The 21,269-nt window shown below is 39.3% G+C and carries 16 protein-coding genes and 1 riboswitch; of the genes, 1 reads left to right on the top strand and 15 read right to left on the bottom strand.

Features of this window, described 5'->3' with window-relative positions; genetic code table 11:
* Positions 1 to 4: 4 nt before the first annotated feature.
* Entirely contained in the window at positions 5 to 859 is an 855-nt protein-coding gene (locus AAJG31_RS10790) for a class II fructose-bisphosphate aldolase (protein ID WP_048395593.1), read from the bottom strand.
* A 614-nt stretch (positions 860 to 1,473) separates the two neighbouring features.
* On the bottom strand, positions 1,474 to 1,833 hold the full coding sequence (locus AAJG31_RS10795) for a response regulator (protein ID WP_004269444.1): 360 nt from the start codon (positions 1,831 to 1,833) through the stop codon (positions 1,474 to 1,476).
* Positions 1,834 to 1,986: 153 nt separating this feature from the next.
* Here AAJG31_RS10795 and AAJG31_RS10800 point away from each other — a divergent pair, with 153 nt between their 5' ends.
* Positions 1,987 to 2,517 carry a DUF2529 family protein gene (locus tag AAJG31_RS10800; protein ID WP_054548562.1) on the top strand — a complete coding sequence of 177 codons (531 nt, stop codon included), beginning with the start codon at positions 1,987 to 1,989 and terminating at the stop codon, positions 2,515 to 2,517.
* 51 nt (positions 2,518 to 2,568) lie between these two features.
* On the opposite strand, the gene AAJG31_RS10805 is transcribed toward AAJG31_RS10800, so the two are convergent.
* The 13 genes from AAJG31_RS10805 to AAJG31_RS10865 all read right to left on the bottom strand — a co-directional run bounded on the left by AAJG31_RS10805 (position 2,569) and on the right by AAJG31_RS10865 (position 20,916).
* Positions 2,569 to 4,161 (bottom strand): CTP synthase, encoded by a 1,593-nt coding sequence (locus tag AAJG31_RS10805; protein ID WP_279493854.1) that lies wholly within the window; start codon positions 4,159 to 4,161, stop codon positions 2,569 to 2,571.
* Positions 4,162 to 4,605: 444 nt separating this feature from the next.
* Complete coding sequence (gene rpoE / locus AAJG31_RS10810; protein WP_279493851.1) at positions 4,606 to 5,148, bottom strand: DNA-directed RNA polymerase subunit delta; 543 nt, start codon at positions 5,146 to 5,148, stop codon at positions 4,606 to 4,608.
* Between the two features lie 449 nt (positions 5,149 to 5,597).
* Positions 5,598 to 8,846, bottom strand: coding sequence for a fused isobutyryl-CoA mutase/GTPase IcmF (icmF, locus tag AAJG31_RS10815; RefSeq protein WP_048393735.1), 3,249 nt, complete (start codon positions 8,844 to 8,846; stop codon positions 5,598 to 5,600).
* A gap of 90 nt (positions 8,847 to 8,936) precedes the next feature.
* Positions 8,937 to 9,569 (bottom strand): TetR/AcrR family transcriptional regulator, encoded by a 633-nt coding sequence (locus tag AAJG31_RS10820; protein WP_048393737.1) that lies wholly within the window; start codon positions 9,567 to 9,569, stop codon positions 8,937 to 8,939.
* 3 nt (positions 9,570 to 9,572) lie between these two features.
* Positions 9,573 to 10,709, bottom strand: a complete 1,137-nt coding sequence (locus AAJG31_RS10825) for an acyl-CoA dehydrogenase (RefSeq protein ID WP_016993589.1) — start codon at positions 10,707 to 10,709, stop codon at positions 9,573 to 9,575.
* Between the two features lie 166 nt (positions 10,710 to 10,875).
* Complete coding sequence (locus AAJG31_RS10830; protein ID WP_279493849.1) at positions 10,876 to 12,012, bottom strand: acyl-CoA dehydrogenase; 1,137 nt, start codon at positions 12,010 to 12,012, stop codon at positions 10,876 to 10,878.
* A gap of 59 nt (positions 12,013 to 12,071) precedes the next feature.
* Positions 12,072 to 12,923 carry a 3-hydroxybutyryl-CoA dehydrogenase gene (locus AAJG31_RS10835; RefSeq protein ID WP_004269435.1) on the bottom strand — a complete coding sequence of 284 codons (852 nt, stop codon included), beginning with the start codon at positions 12,921 to 12,923 and terminating at the stop codon, positions 12,072 to 12,074.
* Positions 12,923 to 14,128 (bottom strand): acetyl-CoA C-acetyltransferase, encoded by a 1,206-nt coding sequence (locus AAJG31_RS10840; RefSeq protein WP_103117415.1) that lies wholly within the window; start codon positions 14,126 to 14,128, stop codon positions 12,923 to 12,925. Before AAJG31_RS10840 ends, AAJG31_RS10835 begins: the two co-directional genes overlap by 1 nt.
* 196 nt (positions 14,129 to 14,324) lie before the next feature.
* Positions 14,325 to 16,556 (bottom strand): heterodisulfide reductase-related iron-sulfur binding cluster, encoded by a 2,232-nt coding sequence (locus AAJG31_RS10845; protein ID WP_279493847.1) that lies wholly within the window; start codon positions 16,554 to 16,556, stop codon positions 14,325 to 14,327.
* A gap of 360 nt (positions 16,557 to 16,916) precedes the next feature.
* The gene (locus AAJG31_RS10850) at positions 16,917 to 17,480 is read right to left on the bottom strand and encodes a cob(I)yrinic acid a,c-diamide adenosyltransferase (protein ID WP_004231536.1); all 564 of its coding nucleotides are present in this window, start codon (positions 17,478 to 17,480) and stop codon (positions 16,917 to 16,919) included.
* 12 nt (positions 17,481 to 17,492) lie between these two features.
* Entirely contained in the window at positions 17,493 to 18,953 is a 1,461-nt protein-coding gene (locus AAJG31_RS10855) for an adenosylcobinamide amidohydrolase (protein WP_279493844.1), read from the bottom strand.
* Positions 18,950 to 19,951, bottom strand: a complete 1,002-nt coding sequence (locus tag AAJG31_RS10860) for an iron ABC transporter permease (RefSeq protein ID WP_279493843.1) — start codon at positions 19,949 to 19,951, stop codon at positions 18,950 to 18,952. Before AAJG31_RS10860 ends, AAJG31_RS10855 begins: the two co-directional genes overlap by 4 nt.
* Positions 19,948 to 20,916, bottom strand: a complete 969-nt coding sequence (locus tag AAJG31_RS10865) for an ABC transporter substrate-binding protein (RefSeq protein WP_279493842.1) — start codon at positions 20,914 to 20,916, stop codon at positions 19,948 to 19,950. Before AAJG31_RS10865 ends, AAJG31_RS10860 begins: the two co-directional genes overlap by 4 nt.
* Positions 20,917 to 21,052: 136 nt before the next feature.
* Positions 21,053 to 21,236, bottom strand: a riboswitch (cobalamin riboswitch).
* Positions 21,237 to 21,269 lie beyond the last annotated feature (33 nt).

Genomic DNA, 21,269 nt, shown 5'->3' on the forward strand with positions numbered 1-21,269 from the left:
AAAATTATGCTTTTTGTGCACTTCCAAATTCACGAATTTTACCAATAACCGTAGCTTTGATGGCTTCACGTGCTGGACCAAGGAATTTACGTGGGTCGTAAACAACTTTGTCGTTGTCCAGAATTTCACGAATTACTTTTGTTGCTTCAATTTGATTTTCAGTATTGACGTTAATTTTAGCCGTACCTAACGAAATAGAACGTTGGATATCTTTTGTTGGGATACCTGTACCACCATGTAAAACAAGTGGAAGGTTTGCCAATTTAGAGATTTCCTCCATTTCTTTAAAGCCTAAGTTTGGCTCTCCTTTGTAAGGACCATGTACAGAGCCAAGTGCTGGCGCTAAGCAGTCAATGTCAGTTAGTTCAACCATTTTGCGACATTCTTCTGGATCAGCGTAAATAATACCACCGATTACGCCATCTTCATCTCCACCAACAGTTCCTAATTCTGCTTCCACAGAAACACCTTTAGCATGTGCGTATTCTACTACTTCTGAAGTAATTTTCACATTTTCCTCAAATGGGTGATGTGATGCATCAATCATCACGGAGGTAAAGCCTGCATCAATTGCTTCTTTACATTTTGCAAAGCTAGAACCATGGTCAAGGTGAATTGCTACAGGAACTGTAGTACCGTAAGATTCCATTAAACCTTTTACCATATGAACAACAGAAATAAATCCGCCCATATATTTACCTGCGCCTTCAGAAACACCAAGAATCACTGGAGATTTTTCTTCTTCAGCTGCTTGTAAAATTGCCTGAGTCCATTCAAGGTTATTAATGTTGAATTGACCAACAGCATAACCTTCTGCTTTTGCTTTAATTAACATCTCTTTCATAGATACTAATGCCATACTAAAAATCCTCCTCATAGGACTATTCTTTCTACATAAACATGCTCCTCAATCATAGCAAAAATAATAGCCCCTGAAAAGCAGGGGCTATTATTTTCTACCCGAAAGCAGAGTGTAACGTAGCGGCAGGGGTGACGAAGTGAAGTGTTACGTAACGAAGTCCTCACACCTGAAAAGCAGGGGCTATTATTTTCTACCCGAAAGCGGAGTGTAACGTAGCGGCAGGGGTGACGAAGTGAAGTGTAACGCAACGAAGTCCTCTCACCTGAAAAGCAGGGGCTATTATTTTCTACCCGAAAGCGGAGTGTAACGTAGCGGCAGGGGTGACGAAGTGAAGTGTAACGCAACGAAGTCCTCTCACCTGAAAAGCAGGGGCTATTAGTTTCTACTCGAAAGCGTAGTGTAACGTAGCGGCAGGGGTGACGAAGTGAAGTGTTACGTAACGAAGTCCTCTCACCTGAAAAGCAGGGGCTATTATTTTCTACCCGAAAGCGTAGTGTAACGTAGCGGCAGGGGTGACGAAGTGGAGTGTAACGTAACGAAGTCCTCTCACCTGAAAAGCAGGGGCTATTAATCTACATAAAAAAACAGGCCGTGTGTCCACTGCCTGCTTTTTAAACTTGTAAAGCTTTATTTACTTCATCACGCACTTCGAAAATATCGAACGGTTTTGTAAAGTAACGAATGGCTCCTAATTCTAACGCTTCTTGCACAACATCCAATTCTCCGTATGCTGTCATCATAAAAACAGGCAGCTTCGGAAACTTCTTTTTTAAACGTCTCAAAATTTCAATACCATCCATTCCTGGAATTTTCATGTCCAGTAAAACACAATCCATCTCTTGTTCGTCTGCATACTTTAATGCCTCTGAACCATTCGCTGCTAAATATGTAATATATCCTTCCTTTTTCAGCACTTCATTTAAAAGTAAACGAATTCCCTGCTGATCATCGACAATTAGTAATCGTTTCACATCGCATTCCGCCCTTTTTAGTTTTATTCTTACACAAAAACTTTCTTTATTATGTATAATTCTCCTTTTTCAGCTTAATACCTTCTAGTATTATAAATTATCTGCTTTTGCTTTCTACCTTTTACCCCCTATAATATGAATAGAGGTGGGAACATGTCAAAAATTCTAACAACACAATTAAGTGGATTATTACAAAGAATTATACAAAATGAAGAAGATGCTATCGAGGAAACAGCAAGGTTATTAGCACAAGCCGCAATCGGCGAAGGAAATGTCTATTTTGCTTGCTTTGGAGAAATGCAGGTTGTGGCATTAAATGCACTTCAAGCAGTCGAACCCTTTAGCAAGTTAGCACCTTGGACTACAGACACAAGCTTAACAGAAGCTGATCGGGTTTGCATTTTTACTCGTAGTGCATATGATGAAGAAGCACTCGTCTTAGCACAAAAATTAAATACGCAATTTATTCCCTTTGCTGCTATAGCTAGTGAAGCAGCTAGTGTAGATAACCCTCTTGCTGATTTAGCCTATACGTATGTTTCTACACGCATTAAAGGCGGTTTAATACCAAATGATCTAGGTCAACGTATTGTTGTACCACATGCGCTTGCAGGACTCTTTGTATATGAAGCTGTCAAAATTGCTTATGATGAAATGCTTGGGTTGGATGAAGAAGAATTGTAGTCAGCAAATTAAAAAGAGTTGTCTCGTATTTAACGAGACAACTCTTTTTGATTATTTAAATGTTGAGCCGATAAAATCGCGGAACAATGGTTGTGGACGATTTGGACGTGACACTAGCTCTGGGTGGAATTGACATGCTACAAAGAAGTTGTTTTCTGGTAGCTCAATAATTTCAACCAATTTGCCATCAGGACTTGTACCTGAGAAGACAAGGCCAGCTGCTTCCATTGCCTCACGATATTCATTGTTAAATTCATAGCGGTGACGATGACGCTCATAAACAAGCTCTTTACCATAGGCTTGGCCAGCTTTTGAACCATCCTTTAATTTACATGGGTATAAACCTAAACGTAAAGTACCACCGATATCTACAGTATCATTTTGATCTGGTAGGAAGTCGATAATTGGATACTCCGTATTTGCATCAAGCTCTGTAGAATGAGCACCTTTTAGGCCAAGTACATTACGTGCAAATTCTACTGTTGCTAATTGCATACCTAAACAAATGCCTAGGAAAGGAACATTATTTTCACGTGCATATTGTGTTGCTAAGATTTTACCTTCAACACCACGATCACCAAAGCCGCCTGGTACTAAAATAGCGTCAGCACCTTTTAATAGAGAGGCCACATTGTTAGCATCAACGTGTTCTGCATTAATCCAGTCAATTTCAATATCAGAATTAAATGCATATCCAGCATGCTTTAATGCCTCAACTACAGAAATGTAAGCATCTTGTAGTTCTACGTATTTCCCTACTAATGCTACCTTTCTTTTATTTGGTAAGTTCTTCACTTTTTCTACAAGGTCACGCCATTCTTCCATATCTGCTTCTGGAGCTTCCATACCAAAATGATCCAAAACGATATCATCTATATCTTGCGCATGTAGGTTTAATGGTACTTCATATAAATGCTCAGCATCACGAGATTCAATAATTTCATGTGGTTGAACATCACAGAATAATGCTAATTTCTCTTTCATCTCTTGTGGTACTTCTTGTTCAGTACGAACTACGATAATATTTGGCTGAATACCTAAAGAGCGTAATTCTTTAACAGAATGCTGTGTAGGTTTTGTTTTAAGTTCACCAGCTGCTTTAATATAAGGAATAAGTGTACAGTGAATATACATTACATTGTTATGCCCTAAATTTGTTTTCATTTGGCGAATGGCTTCTAGGAATGGCAATGATTCAATATCACCTACTGTTCCACCAACCTCTGTGATCACAACGTCTGCATTTGTTTCACGACCAGCACGTTGGATACGATCTTTGATTTCGTTTGTAATATGAGGAATTACTTGGACTGTTCCACCATTATAATCTCCACGACGTTCTTTCTGTAATACAGATTGGTAAACACGACCTGAAGTTACTGTAGAATGTTTCCCTAGGTTAATATCAATAAAACGTTCATAGTGTCCTAAGTCTAAATCAGCCTCAGCACCATCATCTGTTACAAAAACCTCACCATGTTGATAAGGACTCATCGTACCTGGGTCAATATTGATATATGGGTCAAATTTTTGAATCGTCACTTCTAACCCACGATTTTTTAATAAACGGCCTAAAGATGCTGCAACAATCCCTTTTCCAAGTGATGATACAACCCCACCTGTTACAAAAATATACTTCGTCATGAATAAATTCCTCCTTATGATGTTCTAAAATATTAGTGCGTTTAGGGGGGATCAGAACCATTTACATTCTAATACCCTAAAAAAAGAAAAGCCGAGAATGTCTACAAAATGTAGTCGATTCGAAGCTGTAATCGGTTCTATCTCTTTTCCACTTTCCTTTAAACCATAAAACTCTAATAACTTTTCAGTCACCGTTTACTATACATCATGAATAATTAAAAACATTTATATTCATATCGGTATTAAAAGTATGGGAGAACTAAAATGATTAAAGTTAAAAACAAAAAAACGCTCCTCCTGCATAGGTTTGCAGGGGGAGCGTATTATATACACGGTCTTTCTCCTTCTTTTAAGGAGCCCAAGTAAAAGATTAAACGTAACCGTGATAGAAGTCAAGATTTTTTGCTTCTAGCTTAAAAGAAAGAAAATTCTAAGAGTACTGTATTAAATCTCTTCCTCTTCTTCCTCAAATTCTTCTTCCTCTTCATCAATAAACTCTTCATCGATTTCTTCATCAATTTCTTCTAGTTCTTCATCGTCAAAGTCAATATCTTCTTTATCATCATCTTCTTCATCAAGTTCTTCTTCATCAATGAACTCTTCAAAGTCTTCATCAAAGTCGATATCTTCTTCATCTAAGTCTACCTCTTCATCAAGATCTTCATCATCAAAGGCAGCTTTAGATTTTTTCTTTTGAGTCTTAACAGAAGGAGCTGTTTCTTCTTCGATTTGCTCAACTTTAAACCATTCACGTAAGCCCCAGCCTGCTTCTTGATTATATAAGAAGCGACCATCAATATTGATATCTGTATAAAATTGTAACAGACGGGATTTCATTTCTGCATCACTATAGCCCACAAGCTCTTGAATTAATTTTAATAAATCATTAAAAGACACTGAGGCACGTTTTTCATTTAAAATTGCATAAGCTAAGTTAATTAACGATTCTTCTGTTAATTGTTCCTTTGTCATTTCACGAAAATTCAATTCGTGCACTTCCTTTCCCTCATCACAATGGACGTTTTAAAATTACATGGTGCTTTATTCTCCAAGCGCAGCAAAAAAGGCCACGCAAAAGGTTCTTTCCATACAATAAGCATAATACCCATTATATACAAAGTTTTAGCCCCTTTGCTAGCTTCAATTACTGTTTTTTATATTACGCATTTTTTTTATTCCAAGATAAAACAAATAGACAGATAATAGTAGTAAAGGAATAGCGCCAATTTGCTTATTATACAGGAAAAAGGCTCCCAATACTAAAGCTAATATAATTATGTAGTGAATAGCTGATTTCATCCTCTACTGCGCCTCCCCTTTTTTTACATTTCTATTATAACGAAAATAAAAAGAAGTGCCTAATCTTAAGACTAGACACTAGAAATTAGAGAAGCATGATACTTGAATAGAAAACAAGAAGTTTTGATCAACCTTGCTTACATATTACGACGATATTGTCCGCCAACTTCATATAAAGCTTTTGTAATTTGTCCTAAACTTGCTACTTTTACTGACTCCATCAGCTCAGCAAAAATATTACCATTATTGACAGCCACTTCTTGTAGACGTGCAATCGCAGCTTCACTTTCCTCTTCATGGGCTTTCCAAAAAGCTTGTAAATTACGAATTTGTGTCTCTTTTTCTTCTGTCGATGCACGTGCGATTTCCATATTATCTATATCAGCATCTGAAGGTGGATTTGGGTTCAAGTAAGTATTAACACCAATGATTGGTAACTCTCCTGAATGTTTTAACATTTCGTAGTACATTGATTCTTCTTGAATTTTACCACGTTGGTATTGCGTTTCCATAGCACCTAACACACCGCCACGATCATTAATACGATCAAACTCTTCAAGAACCGCTTCTTCCACAAGATCTGTTAATTCTTCAACAATAAACGCGCCTTGTAGTGGGTTTTCATTTTTTGCTAAACCATGCTCTTTTGTAATAATCATTTGAATTGCCATAGCACGTCTTACAGATTCCTCCGTAGGTGTAGTAATGGCCTCATCGTAGGCGTTTGTATGCAATGAGTTACAGTTATCTTGTAATGCCATTAAAGCCTGTAATGTTGTACGAATATCATTAAAATCAATCTCTTGTGCGTGTAAACTACGCCCAGACGTTTGAATGTGATACTTTAGCTTTTGAGCGCGCTCATTAGCACCGTATTTATCACGCATTACAATAGCCCAAATACGTCGTGCCACACGGCCGATTACTGTATACTCTGGATCTAGTCCATTTGAGAAGAAGAATGATAAATTTGGTGCAAAGTCATTGATATTCATGCCACGACTTAAATAATACTCTACATACGTAAAGCCATTAGCTAAGGTGAAGGCTAATTGGGAAATTGGGTTTGCTCCAGCTTCCGCAATATGATAACCAGAAATGGAAACAGAATAATAGTTACGTACTTTATGGTCTATAAAGTATTGCTGAATATCGCCCATCATACGCAAAGCAAACTCTGTTGAGAAAATGCATGTATTCTGGCCCTGATCTTCTTTTAAAATATCAGCTTGTACTGTTCCACGTACGACTTGCAATGTTTTTTCACGTGTCTCGGTAAACTCTTCAACTGTCAAAGTTCGTCCTAGCTCTTGCTCACGTAATTGAACTTGTTGATCGATTGCTGTATTCATAAACATTGCTAAAATAATAGGTGCTGGTCCATTAATAGTCATTGATACAGATGTAGACGGTGCACATAAATCAAAGCCTGCGTAAAGTTTTTTCATATCTTCTAGTGTACAGATCGATACACCTGATTCTCCAACCTTACCGTAAATATCTGGACGGTAATCTGGGTCTTCCCCATACAAGGTTACAGAATCAAAAGCTGTAGATAAACGTTTTGCATCATCATCTTTTGATAAATAATGGAATCGTTTATTTGTACGTTCTGGTGTTCCCTCGCCAGCAAATTGACGCTTCGGATCTTCACCCTCACGTTTGAATTGGAATACACCCGCCGTATATGGGAATTCGCCAGGAACATTTTCTTTATAAACCCAACGCAAGATTTCCCCATAGTCTTCAAACTTCGGTAATGCTACTTTTGGAATTTTCGTGCCAGAAAGACTAGTTGTTTTTAAGATGGTACGAATTTCTTTATCGCGAACTTTAGTCACAAACTCATCGCCAGCATACGCTTCTTTTAATGCCTGCCAATTATCCAATATACGCTTGGATTCTGCTGTTAATTCATCTCTAACACCTTCTGCTAAAGAAGTAAGCGATGCCACAAGCACATCATCTGGAGCTTTTTCTTGGACAGCTGCAATAGCACCTTCTAATTGGAATAGTCGACGAGCAAATGCCACCTGCTGCTCAGTTTTTTTATGATAGCCACGGACAGTGTCCGTAATCTCACGTAAATAATAACGGCGATCGTTTGGAATGATAACATCTTGCTTTTGCGTTTTCGCAAATTGCTCATAGCTTGTTTCCCAATTAAAACCTGTTTTTTCGTTAATTATTTTAACGAGGGCGGCGAATAACGCATTTGTGCCTTTGTCATTAAACTGGCTAGCTATTGTACCGTAGACTGGCATGTTATCAAGTGATTCATCCCAAAGCTCGCGGGAACGTTGATATTGTTTTTGTACTTGTCGAAGGGCGTCCTCTGAGCCTTTTCGCTCAAATTTATTGATCGCAATAACATCTGCAAAGTCAATCATATCAATTTTCTCAAGTTGTGTAGGTGCACCGAATTCGCTTGTCATGACATACATAGATAGATCCGTGTATTTAGTAATTTCGGCATCACCTTGACCGATTCCACTTGTTTCTACGATGATTAAGTCATAACCTGCTACACGTACTACATCTAGCACATCACCAATTGATGCAGATAATTCTGTACGTGAGCCACGTGTTGCTAAACTACGCATATAAACACGGTTATTAAAAATAGCGTTCATGCGAATACGATCCCCAAGCAATGCTCCACCCGTTTTTTGCTTTGTTGGATCGACTGATAGAATGGCTACACGTTTATCTGGGAATTCTTTTAGGAAGCGGCGAATCAGTTCATCCGTTAAGGATGATTTCCCTGCACCACCTGTTCCCGTAATCCCCATTACTGGCGTACCTTTTGAAAGCTTTCTTGCCTCTGCTAGCATTTCTTTCGTAGCTTCATCGTCATTTGACTCAGCTGCTGTTATTAGATTGGCTAAAATTTCAGGCGTCTCTGTCGTTAAAGACTTTAATTTCTCTAAATAATTACCTGTTGCAGTAGGAAAATCTGTACCTTTAATTTGTTCATTAATCATTCCCTGTAGCCCTAAAACACGGCCATCCTCTGGTGAGAATATCCCTGCAATGCCATACGTATGAAGCTCTTTAATTTCACGAGGTAAAATAACTCCTCCACCACCGCCATAAATTTTAATATGTGGTGCTCCTTTTTCACGCAGTAAATCATACATATATTTAAAGTATTCCATATGTCCGCCTTGATAAGAAGAAACCGCAATCCCTTGTGCATCTTCTTGTATCGCAGCATTCACGACTTCTTCAACAGAACGATTATGACCTAAATGGATTACTTCTACACCGCTCGATTGTAAAATGCGTCGCATAATATTGACTGAAGCATCATGTCCATCAAAAAGACTCGATGCTGTCACAAAACGTACGTGATTTTTTGGACGATATACTTCTACCTTTGTCATATGAAATCCCCACTTTCTCCCCTTATTGAATAAAAAAAGCCGGCATTGCAATATCGCTATATGCAATTGCCGACAAACCCCTTACAAATATTAAAACCCCTTTATGCCTGAAATGAACAAGGTGATTTGCATGTCAATGAATTCGTCTATTGAATGCTGACGATGTAAAGCCCATTTGCGAAACGCCCAGCTTTGTCCTGAAACAACTAAGTTATTGGCTGCTAAATGGATTTGCTTCTCTGTCATAGTTAGTTCGCCAGACTGGACACATCGCTGTAACAAGCGTTCAAATGTGGCAACCATTTCAAACTCTTTACTAAAAACATAGCGTTGTGCTTCTTTTGACAATGATTTTGTTTCTTGATACATGATTGTTAGCTCATCAACCATACTATCGATTTGCAGGAAGTATTCCCGAATCATTTCTTTTAACTCATCAATAGTTCCTGCTTTAATCTCATAACTTGAAAGACGCTCCATTGCATGGTGATAGATACTGTCACAAACAAGGTATAGAACATCTTCCTTCGTTCGGATGTATTCATACAAAGTACCGATACTAAAGCCAGCAGCTTTTGCAATTTCTCTCGTCGTGGCACGGTGAAAGCCTTTTTCTTTAAATAGCTTAATAGCTCCTTGAATCATTTGTTCACGACGAATGGCGATTAGATTTTCATCTTTTACGGTTGACTGTACTTGGGGCCTTTTATCTTTATCAGTCATCAATTATTTCGTTAGCATACGCGAGATAACAAGACGTTGAATCTCCTGCGTACCTTCGTAAATTTGTGTAATTTTAGCATCACGCATAAAGCGCTCTACAGGGTAATCTTTTGTATAACCATAGCCACCAAAAACTTGAACCGCCTCTGTCGTTACACTCATTGCTGTATCGCCAGCCATTAATTTCGCCATTGCAGATGCCTTACCATATGGTAGGTTATTAGATTCTAACCATGCCGCTTGGTATGTAAGAAGTCGAGAAGCCTCAATTTGAGTTGCCATATCGGCTAATTTAAAGGAAATGCCTTGATTTGCAGTGATCGGTTTACCAAATTGCACACGTTCTTTGGCATAGTCAACTGCTGCATCGAGTGCTCCTTGTGCAATTCCTACTGCTTGAGCCGCAATACCATTACGTCCACCATCTAGTGTCGTCATGGCAATCTTAAAGCCTTCCCCTTCAGCCCCTAATAGATTTTCCTTTGGAACACGACAGTTATCAAAAATAATCTCTGTTGTTGGAGATGAACGAATTCCTAATTTCTTTTCTTTCTTCCCTACAGAGAAACCTTCAAATCCAGCTTCCACGATAAATGCGGATGTGCCATGTTTTGCTTCTGGGTCTGTTACTGCAAATACAATATATGTATCTGCTACTCCACCGTTCGTAATAAAGATTTTTGAGCCATTTAAAATATAATCATCGCCATCACGTTTTGCATAAGTTTTCATGCCACCCGCATCAGAGCCAGAGCCAGGTTCTGTTAAACCATATGCACCAATATGTTTGCCTTCAGCCATTGGACGAAGGTATTTTTGTTTTTGTTCTTCTGTACCGAACTTGTAAAGTGGCCAACCTGCCAGTGAAGTATGTGCAGATAAAGTTACACCAGTCGAAGCACAAACACGTGAAAGTTCCTCAACAGCTATGACATATGCAAGGTAATCAAATCCTGCACCACCATATTCCTCAGGCCATGGAATACCAGTAAGCCCAAGCTCCGCCATTTTGTCGAAAATCGCACGGTCAAATTCTTCATTTTCGTCACGTTCAGCAGCTGTTGGCGCCACTTCATTTATAGCAAAATCACGAATCATTTCACGTAATTGTTCATGCTCTTCTGTTAACTGAAAGTTCATTGTCCATTTCCCCTTTTTAGTTAGACTCTGTTTTGTGTTACCTGATTATTGTTAGGTTGGATTGAGCGGGTTTGCCTTATTTCAGAGCAGTTCACACCCTTAATAAACGTTTTCCCCTCACTCTTGAACGGTTTCCATCACTTTGTACCATTCGCAATATCAGGCTTTATTTCAGTAAATGTTTACTAATGACTAGTCGTTGAATTTCACTTGTACCTTCATAGATTTCTGTCACCTTTGCATCGCGGAAATAGCGCTCTACTGGATAATCTTCCGTATAGCCGTAGCCGCCAAATATTTGAACAGCCTCTATTGCCGTTTGTACCGCTGTTCGTGATGAGAAAAGTTTAGCCATTGAAGCTTCTGCTCCACATGGTAAACCTTTTGCACGTAAATCGGCTGCACGATAGACTAACAGTTTTGCAGATTCAACAGCCGTTGCCATATCCGCAAGCTTAAAGCCAACACCTTGTTGTGCGGCGATCGGCTTACCAAATTGAATGCGTTCTTTAGCATAAGCAGTAGACGCCTCTAGTGCCGCCTCAGCAATTCCTAACGCCTGTGCCGCAATGCCGATTCGTCCAACATCTAAATTGGCCATCGCAATTTTAAAGCCTTCTCCCTCTTCCCCAAGTAGGTTGTCGGCTGGAATGCGACAATTATCGAATGTCAGCTGAACTGTACGTGAGCCGTGTAAGCCCATCTTATGCTCATCTTTTCCGATGATTAAACCAGGTGTTCCCTTTTCAACAATAAATGCTGAGATACCCTTTGTTTTTTCAGCTGGGTTAGTAGATGCGAATACAATATAGACATCAGCTTCTCCACCATTTGTAATAAATACTTTGGAGCCGTTAATCACATATTCATCGCCATCACGCACTGCCTTTGACTGTAAAGAGCCAGCGTCTGAGCCTGCACTTGGTTCTGTTAAACAAAATGCACCTAAATATTCGCCTGTTGCAAGCTTTGGTACATACCGTTTCTTTTGTTCTCCATTCCCAAAGTAAATAATTGGATTCGTTCCAACTGAAGTATGGACGGATAAAATAACACCCATTACAGCGCTTACTTTTGATAGTTCATTAATCGCAATAATATAAGATGTAAAATCCATACCAGAGCCACCTAAGTCTTCTGGAGTCGTAATCCCCATTAAGCCAAGTTCACCCATTTGCTGTAGAAGCTCACGTGGAAATTCTCCCGCTTCCATTCGCTCCACCCATGGTTGAATTTTTTCCTGAGCAAATTGACGAACCATATCGCGCATCATAATTTGCTCATCTGTAAATTGCAAATGCATCTATAATGTCACCCCTCTAAGTTGTCCCGAAACATCTAAATAACCCCATCCCCATAGGATTATTCGTAAACGTAAAAACCTCTTCCTGATTTCTTACCTAACCAGCCAGCTGCAACGTATTTACGTAGCAGTGGGCAAGGGCGATATTTACTGTCTCCAAGACCCTCATGTAAAATTTCCATGATGTAAAGACAAGTATCTAAACCAATGAAGTCTGCCAATGTTAATGGCCCCATCGGATGATTCATACCAAGCTTCATCACATCATCAATTGCTTCTTTTGTTGCCACACCTTCGTAAAGTGCGTAAATCGCTTCATTAATCATCGGTAGTAGGATTCGGTTTGAAATAAATCCTGGGAAATCATTCACTTCTACTGGTGTTTTCGATAATTTAACCGTCATCTCTTCGACAGCTTTGTACACTTCATCTGTTGTTGCTAAACCTCGAATGATTTCAACAAGTTTCATAACTGGTACAGGGTTCATAAAATGCATACCAATTACTTGCTCTGGACGCTTTGTTACTGCTGCAATTTCTGTAATAGGCAGTGAAGATGTATTCGTAGCTAAAATAGCATGTGCTGGCGCAATGCCATCAAGTTGCTTAAAGATGGATTGCTTAATTTCCATATTTTCCACAGCTGCTTCAATGATAATATCTACATCACTAGCATCTTGTAAATCTAGCGACATACTAATTCGACTTAGAACAGCAGCCTTCTCATCTTCAGTTTTACGACCCTTTTCTACATCACGTGATAAATTTTTCGTAATAACCCCTAATCCACGCTCGAAAAATTCTTGTTTGATATCGTTCAATTTCACATCAAAGCCTGCTTGTGCACAAACTTGGGCAATACCAGAGCCCATTTGCCCTGCACCAATGACCATTACCTTTTGAATTCCCATTAGTTCAGTCCCCCTGTTTTTGGTACTTCAATCATAATTGCATCACCTTGGCCGCCGCCTGAACAAATTGCGGCAATGCCAATGCCACCGCCACGACGCTTCAATTCCTGTGCAAGTGTTAATATTATACGTGCACCAGATGCCCCAATCGGATGACCTAAAGCAACTGCACCGCCATTAACATTCACTTTTTCTGCATCTAAATCTGCCAACTGCTTGCTGACTAAAGCTACCGCTGCAAAGGCTTCATTGATTTCAATTAAATCAATATCTGCTAATGATTTGTTAGTCTTTTTCAGTAATTTATTAATAACAAGACCTGGTGTTTGCGGGAAGTTTTCTGGCTCAAGCGCAAGTTCTTCGTGACCAATGATTACTGCCAATGGTTCTCTACCTTCACGTTTTGCACGTTCTTCACTCATAACGACAAGTGCACATGCACCGTCGTTAACCCCAGGTGCATTACCTGCTGTAATCGTGCCATCCTTGTCAAAAGCTGGTTTTAGCTTCGCCAGTACTTCCAAAGACGTCCCTGCTCTTGGTGCCTCATCTGTATCAACAATAAGTGGTGCACCTTTTCGTTGAGGAATCTCCACTGGTACGATTTCTTCAGCGAAGTAACCTTTTTCAATTGCGGCTAACGCGCGTTCATGACTGCGTACTGACCAAGTGTCCTGTTCTTCCCGGCTTAGCGAGAACTCTTTAGCTGTTGCATTACCATAGCTACCCATATGTGGTCTTGCTTTATCGAAAGCACATGTTAAGCCGTCATATAGCATGCCATCTACCATTGTAGAATCTCCCATACGCAAACCATTTCGACCATTCAGAAGATAATATGGTGCATTGGACATAGATTCCATGCCACCCGCAATAATCACTTCTTCGTCCCCTAAACGAATCAATTGATCTGCTAATGTCACCGCACGCATCCCTGAAGCACAAACTTTATTGATTGTTTCTGTTTTTACTGCTGTTGGTAAATTGGCCTTCAGCGCAGCCTGTCGAGAAGGAATTTGCCCCTGTCCCCCTTGTAAAACAGAACCTAAAATTACCTCATCCACTTGCTCAGGTGCAAGATTTGCCTTCTCTAATGCCCCTTTAATGGCAATCGCACCTAAATCACTTGCATGTAATGCTGATAATGAACCTCCAAATTTACCAAACACAGTTCTTGCTCCTGCTAAAATTACAGCTCTATTCAAGTAAAACACCCCTTTTGTTTTACGTTCTCGATGAAGATGCAAAGCATTATTGACTGAACGCTCGCTCGACTTCTATCGAGGAAAAATGGGAGTTTACTATCTCAACTCCCATTCCCATTTAATCTTATTCTACAAAACAATTTTTTATTGTGCAATTTATATTTTTCAGATAACTAAAATATTTCTGCAATAGCAATCATTTTTCTGCGTTCGCTTCCGTATTCTCGTCTTGTTGAACATTTTCTATAGACGCTACCACTTCTTCGTATGTTTCTTCTGTTTCTTCGGAAGAAGGATTAACTGCCTTTACTTTTTCACCGAACACAGAACGTTCTAGTAATTCTGCAACATCAAATGTTCCAATAGAGTCTTCAACCTCTTTAGCCTTTGTACCATCCTCTAGCATTGTTAGGCAGTAAGGACAGCCTGATGAAATAACTGATGCATTTGTTGCAAGAGCCTGTTCTGTTCGCGCTACGTTTATGCGATTTCCTACATGCTCTTCCATCCACATTAATCCACCACCAGCTCCACAGCACATCGCTGTTTCGCGATTACGTTCCATTTCAACAAGCTTCACGCCAGGGATTCCTCGAAGGATCTCACGTGGGGCATCGTACACATCATTGTAGCGGCCTAAATAACAGGAATCATGGAAAACAATCGTTTCATGAACCTCATAGTTTAGAGCTAGACGATTTTCCTCAATCAACTGATTTAATAACTCAGTGTGATGATACACTTCACCTTTCCAGCCAAAGTCTTGATATTCATTTTTAAAGATATTGTAGGCATGAGGATCGATTGTTACAATTTTCTTCACGTCATTTTTCTCAAACTCATCAATATTTGCTGTAGCTAGCTCTTGGAATAAGAATTCATTCCCTAAACGACGAGGTGTATCCCCAGAGTTTTTCTCTTTATTACCTAAGATTGCAAACTTCACACCAGCCTCGTTTAATAGACGACAGAATGCTAAAGCGATTTTTTGAGAGCGGTTGTCGAAAGCTCCCATCGAACCAACCCAGAATAAATACTCCATTTCCTCGCCAGATTTTTTCAGCTCTTTTACAGTTGGAATTTGGATTGTTGGATCTAGATCACGCCAATTTTCTTTTTCCTTGCGGTTTAGGCCCCAAGGATTACCTTGTCGTTCGATATTCGTCATTGCACGTTGAGCATCAGGATTTACTTTCCCTTCAGTCATTGTTAGATAACGACGTAGATCAATAATTTTATCAACATGCTCATTCATTACAGGGCATTGATCCTCACAGTTACGACATGTCGTACAAGCCCAAATTTCCTCTTCTGTAATGACATCGCCAATTAAAGATGGACTGTAGATATTCTCAATTACAGCACCTTCAGCACCAGCTGCAATTGCAAGCTGGTTACCCTTTGTATTGGCAAAGAATTGATAAGGCACCCATGGTTTTTGTTTTGTTACGACTGCGCCCGTAAATGTTAAATGGTCACGCAATTTTACGATTAAATCCATAGGAGACAGCATTTTTCCTGTTCCTGTTGCTGGACACATGTTTGTACAACGTCCACATTCTACACAAGAATATAGATCAAGCATTTGCTTTTGTGTGAAGTCCTGTATGCGTCCTACCCCAATAGAAGGCATATCCTCTTCGCTTTCAGCATTTTCTCCAGCTTCTTCCAAGGCCTCAAAATCAATTGGTGTTAATGTACCCGTACGATCTAAACGATTCATGTAAACATTAAGTGGACTGACAATTAAGTGGAAATGTTTAGACTGCGGTACGTATACAAGGAATGTTAATAGAATTAAAAGGTGTGCCCACCACATTACATAAAACACACCAGCGGCAACTGATGTAGGTAGGAAGCCAAAAATAGCAGCAATACTTGAAGCAACTGGCTCCGTATAAGTTAATCCCTCACCATGCCAAATTAATCCCATACCATTAGCGATTAATGTAGATACCATTAACCCACCAATGAAAATTAATACAAGGCCGTTTTTCCATCCTCGTTTTAGACGCACTAGCTTTTCAACATAGCGGCGGTAAAATGCCCACACTACCGCGACTAAAATCATTAAAACCACCAATTCTTGGAAGAATATAAAGACACCATAGAAAATGCCTAGTGGCAGATGTGACTCTGGTGCTAGTCCTTTCCAAATTAAATCAATGGCCCCTAACTGTACCATCAAAAATCCATAGAAAAACATAACATGTATTAAACCACTCTTTGGATCCTTTAATAGCTTATTTTGACCAAATACATTGACCATAATATAACGAAGTCGTTCTTTAACACTTTCATCAAACTCAACCTTTTTCCCCAATTGCACATACTTATAGCGTGTTTTCAACAGGTAGAAGAACAATCCTACTGCATAAAGCACAACCACGACTGTTAAGACAATGTTAGCAATTAATAATGGACTCATGGTTGGTCCCCCCTTTAGTTTGTCGTAATTTTCTCTCTTTGTGACGAATTTGCTAGTTCAAACAGAAATGTACTTCACTTTATCATTATATTCCTATTCTAATAAATGAGTGAGCATTCAGTCAACATAAAACGGAAATATTTCTGATAATTTTATATTCTTACATTTTACAAGAAAAAAAGCCACCCTGAATTTTTCAAAGTAGCAATTTTTACTTTCCTTAACTATTATACTTAGGGGGATGTCGCATATTCAGTAGACTTTTTGAACATCTGCTAAATTGCATACAAACCTATACCGCCCCGTAGCTTAACATCTGGAAATTCATTTTTTGTACAAAAACATTTTTTAAATCAAACTTTATTTTTTAAAAACATTCCCACTGCGAATATATTCAACATCTGCTACGTTTAAGCGAGCATTTACAACACGTGCAGCTGCAAATAAATAATCCGATAAGCGATTTAAATATTTTTGTACAACCTTTGGTACATCTTCAACTTCTTTCATAAGTGTCACCATTTCACGCTCTGCTCGGCGTGCAACCGTGCGTGCAATGTGTAAAGTTGCCGCTGCTGGTGCACCTCCTGGTAAAATAAAACGTTGTAAAGGTGGCGCTTCGTCTGATAAAGCATCTATACGAGCTTCAAGTACTTCAATCGGTTGCTCTGTTAATTTATAATGACGTTCTTTCATCACATTAGCAAGGTCTCCACCAGCATCGAACAACTCATGCTGAATTGTCTCTAGGTCTGTTAAAATATCCTTGAAAAGCGCTTGATCTAATTCACTTACGGCCTTCCCAATAAAGGAATTTAATTCATCAATTGCCCCATATGTTTCCACACGTAAACTATCTTTATCAACCCGTCCTCCAATAAGACTTGTTTTCCCCGTATCGCCTGTTTTCGTGTAAAGCTTCATTTCTCTCATCTCCTAAAACTGGTTTTTATAATTCCTAATCGCATGAACTGTTGTTTCATAGACACCCTTTGCAATCATTTTACCAACTTCCGTAATTGGGCCACCATACAGCATTTCTTCTCCTTTTTGAGTTGCAGCAATTAACAGACTATCTGTAGCAGTACCTGTTGCAATTGTTCCACTCCGCTCATCACGAATATTTTCTGATTGCAACGCCTTTGTTTTTGCCTCAGTTGCTGTCATCAATGCCTGAAAAAATGCCTCTTCCGATAAACAACCATTAACGATAACCCATGTATTAATAGTACCAATATATGGATCATCTTGTCTTTCGTGTACTCGAGATACATCAACTGCATTGCCTACGCCAGCTGTTACAGCTACGATTATACTGCCAAAAGGTGCTGAAAATTCATTGATGGCCACTAGAGCTGTTGGTACTGCTGTAAGCATAACAACAGTATTTGTAAATGAAAAATTTTCCCTTTTCAAAAATTCTTTAACTTCTCTTTTCACATCGCTAATGACATAATCACCAGGAACTGAGCGATTTAATAAGCAATTATGCCAGCCAATACCTGGGTTATGAACTGCAGAAGATACGGTCTTCAGAGGAAGCTCTGATTGAAGTTGGATATATTGTTCAGTTATCGTAAAGTGCTCTTTTTTGATGACAGCTCGCTGCTGATAGTCTGTAGCTGCGGGCATCATTGTAATTTGAGGTTTTGGTAGTTCAGGGTGAGCATATGTAGTCACCCGTGCTTGATAAACTTCTTCAATTTGGGAGGCAATTAATACTTCATGTGGTGCACCAAGTGCTCTCATTTGTCCGCTTTCCATCAGCAATAATTCATCACAATAAAGAGAGGCTAAATTCATATCGTGTAGTACCATAACGACTGTTAAACCACACTCCATGGCTTCCTTCCGCACCATATCTAAAATTTGACGTTGGTGGGCAATATCAAGATGATTCGTTGGTTCATCCAGCAGTAAGATTTCAGCTGTTTGAGCTAATGCCTGTGCAACAAAAACTCTTTGTTGTTCACCACCAGATAAAAATTCCATTGGTGTATCCTCATATCGCTTTACACCTGTTTGTAGCATAGCATGTTGCACAGCCTGTTCATCCTGTTCGGACCAACTCGAGAAAAAGCCTGTTTGGTGTGGGTAGCGCCCCAGTGAAACTGCCTCTCTCACACTGTTTGAGAAAGCATTTGCATGAAGCTGTGGTAATACAGCCATTTTTTTCGCCAAAGCACGAGCATTATAAGAAAGAATATTCTGTCCATCAATCAAAATGGTTCCAGCAGTAGCTGGTAAAATACCACTCACTACTTTTAATAATGTGGATTTCCCGCTACCATTCGGCCCTAGAATGCCAAGAATTTTTCCTTTTTCAACAGTAAAACTAATGTCCCTGACGATTGGTACATCTTCATAGCCACCTGATAGATGTTCAACAACAATCATGCCCGTACCCCCTTGCTTCTTCGCTGCTTATAAAAAATATAGGAGAAAACAGGTGCTCCAATAAATGCCGTAATAACACCAATTGGTAGCTCTCTTGGCACAATGATTGTTCGTGCTACTAAGTCGCAAATAATGAGTAATGTTGCACCATTGAAAAAAGATAATGGTAATAAGTGGCGATGATCAGAACCCCAAATCATCCTTGTCATATGCGGCACCACTAATCCTACAAAGCCAATTGTGCCAGAAACCGCTACAGCCGCTCCAGTTAACATGGAGCCACCTGCTAATATCAAATATTTACTGCGCTTTACATTAACACCTAAATGTTTTGCTCGCTCTTCACCATACAACAAGACATTTAATTCTCGTCTTTGTGTCCATAGCATTATTGAACCTACAATCACAAATGGAATGATCATTTGGACATATGGCCAACCACGCATCGAAACAGAACCAAGTAGCCAGCCTATTACCTGACGTAATTCTTCACCAGATAAGGCAATCATTAATGAAATAAGGGAACCTAAAAAAGAACTAAAAATAACACCTGTTAATATCAACGTTTCCATTTTTAATGAGCGGTCTACGAGTCTAGCAAAGCTCATAACAACTACCATCGTAATGATAGCACCAATCATACTGAAGATTGGCAGCGCATACAAACCGACAACAGGTATAGAAATACTAAAAAAGATCGTTAAAACAGCACCAACAGAAGCCCCTGATGAAACCCCTAGTGTATATGGATCTGCTAATGGATTTTTTAATAAACCTTGGAAAGCTGCTCCAGCAATAGCTAGAGATGCGCCTACTAGTCCCGCTAATAACACGCGAGGCAAACGAATTTTCCAAAAGATATTGGCGGCTGTTTCATCAACCGCCTCATTCCACAATACTTCTAGTGGAATATGAACTGAGCCTATCGCTACGCCACACCAGATGCTAATAAGAAGAAGCGTACATGTTAGTGTATAGGCTAGTGCTATTTTTTTCACTTAAATACCTCAGGATAGATCGCTTTTGCTAATTCTTCTAGACCTTCTGCTAAACGTGGCCCTTGACGACTTGTTGTACTTTCATCTACCTGCACAATCGCATTATTTTTTACGGCATTAATCGTATCAAAGCCCGCACGTTTTGGTATTTTCGTTAAAATATCTGGTACATAATGATATGTCACCACGATGACATCTGGATTTTTTGCGATAATTTGTTCTGCATCAATTTTATACCAATTATCGCCATCTACAGCTACATTCTCTGCATTGATCATTTCAAGCATAGCGTTCATAAATGTGCCATTGCCAGCTGTATAAATATCTGGCTCATCTGATGCTTCAACTAACACTTTTTTGGGTTCAACATCCTTGACTTTAGACAAAACTTCTTCTACTTTTGCCTTCATATTCGCAACAATTTTTTCTGCCTCTGGTAATTTCCCTGTAGCACGTCCAAGTTGCTCAATTGTTGTATATGTTTCATTAAAGTCTTGTGCATTTTTTACAACAAATACTTTCAAACCTGCTGATTCAAGCTGTGCAATAGCCTCTTCTGAAAGAGACATGCTAGATTCGTGTGAAAAAACGATATCTGGTTTTAAGGCAATAATTTTTTCAATATCGTATTCCATACCGCCAACCTTATCCTTCTCAGTTGCCTCTGGCGGATAATCGTCGTTGTCCGTAACACCAACTATTTCATCATTTAAACCTAGTCCAAAAAGGATTTCAGTATTACTTGGAATAAGTGAAACAATTTTCTCAGGAGGTGCTTCAAGTGTAATGTCCTTACCAAGGGCATCTGTTATCGTCATTGGGAATGTTGCTTCATCCACCTGTGCTGTTTCTTGCTGTGTTTGCTGCTCGTTAGATGGCTTGTTATCTTTTGCTTCCTGCCCACAAGCAGCTAGCAAGCCTACTGCTAAAAATGCTGATAATCCTATTTTCCAAAATTTCTTCATGTGAATCCTCCTTCGTTGATCCGTGCGACATTTCGCTTTATTCTACATCAAAATAAAACCCCTCATCTTTGATCGATGAGGGGGCAAAATCGCACCAAAAAAACTGATACAAAATCCACCACCCTATCCTCGTAGGTTGTCATGTCGTTATAAAGGCAGGTCTCCTGGCTAGTGCTACTTGCGATTTTTCAAGCCTTCCCGAAATCTTCAGTGGCATCATTTGAAAAAACTCACACTTACAGTGGCGGGACCGCATCGGAATTACACCGATTTCCCTTTTCACTTTACTTAAGTAAAGAACCTTTATAATATTCAGTTGATTTCATTATACATGAAAATGAAAAAAGTCGCCT

The sequence above is a fragment of the Lysinibacillus sp. BS3 genome (assembly GCF_039614735.1).
GTDB classification, from domain to species: Bacteria; Bacillota; Bacilli; order Bacillales_A; family Planococcaceae; genus Lysinibacillus; species Lysinibacillus capsici.

Bases quoted from the DNA above. Each gene is read 5' to 3' on its own strand.
- AAJG31_RS10790 (WP_048395593.1), bottom strand. From the start codon at position 859: ATGGCATTAGTATCTATGAAAGAGATGTTAATTAAAGCAAAAGCAGAA.
- AAJG31_RS10800 (WP_054548562.1), top strand. From the start codon at position 1,987: ATGTCAAAAATTCTAACAACACAATTAAGTGGATTATTACAAAGAATT.
- AAJG31_RS10805 (WP_279493854.1), bottom strand. From the start codon at position 4,161: ATGACGAAGTATATTTTTGTAACAGGTGGGGTTGTATCATCACTTGGA.
- icmF (WP_048393735.1), bottom strand. From the start codon at position 8,846: ATGACAAAGGTAGAAGTATATCGTCCAAAAAATCACGTACGTTTTGTG.
- AAJG31_RS10820 (WP_048393737.1), bottom strand. From the start codon at position 9,569: ATGACTGATAAAGATAAAAGGCCCCAAGTACAGTCAACCGTAAAAGAT.
- AAJG31_RS10825 (WP_016993589.1), bottom strand. From the start codon at position 10,709: ATGAACTTTCAGTTAACAGAAGAGCATGAACAATTACGTGAAATGATT.
- AAJG31_RS10830 (WP_279493849.1), bottom strand. From the start codon at position 12,012: ATGCATTTGCAATTTACAGATGAGCAAATTATGATGCGCGATATGGTT.
- AAJG31_RS10835 (WP_004269435.1), bottom strand. From the start codon at position 12,923: ATGGGAATTCAAAAGGTAATGGTCATTGGTGCAGGGCAAATGGGCTCT.
- AAJG31_RS10845 (WP_279493847.1), bottom strand. From the start codon at position 16,556: ATGAGTCCATTATTAATTGCTAACATTGTCTTAACAGTCGTGGTTGTG.
- AAJG31_RS10850 (WP_004231536.1), bottom strand. From the start codon at position 17,480: ATGAAGCTTTACACGAAAACAGGCGATACGGGGAAAACAAGTCTTATT.
- AAJG31_RS10855 (WP_279493844.1), bottom strand. From the start codon at position 18,953: ATGATTGTTGTTGAACATCTATCAGGTGGCTATGAAGATGTACCAATC.
- AAJG31_RS10865 (WP_279493842.1), bottom strand. From the start codon at position 20,916: ATGAAGAAATTTTGGAAAATAGGATTATCAGCATTTTTAGCAGTAGGC.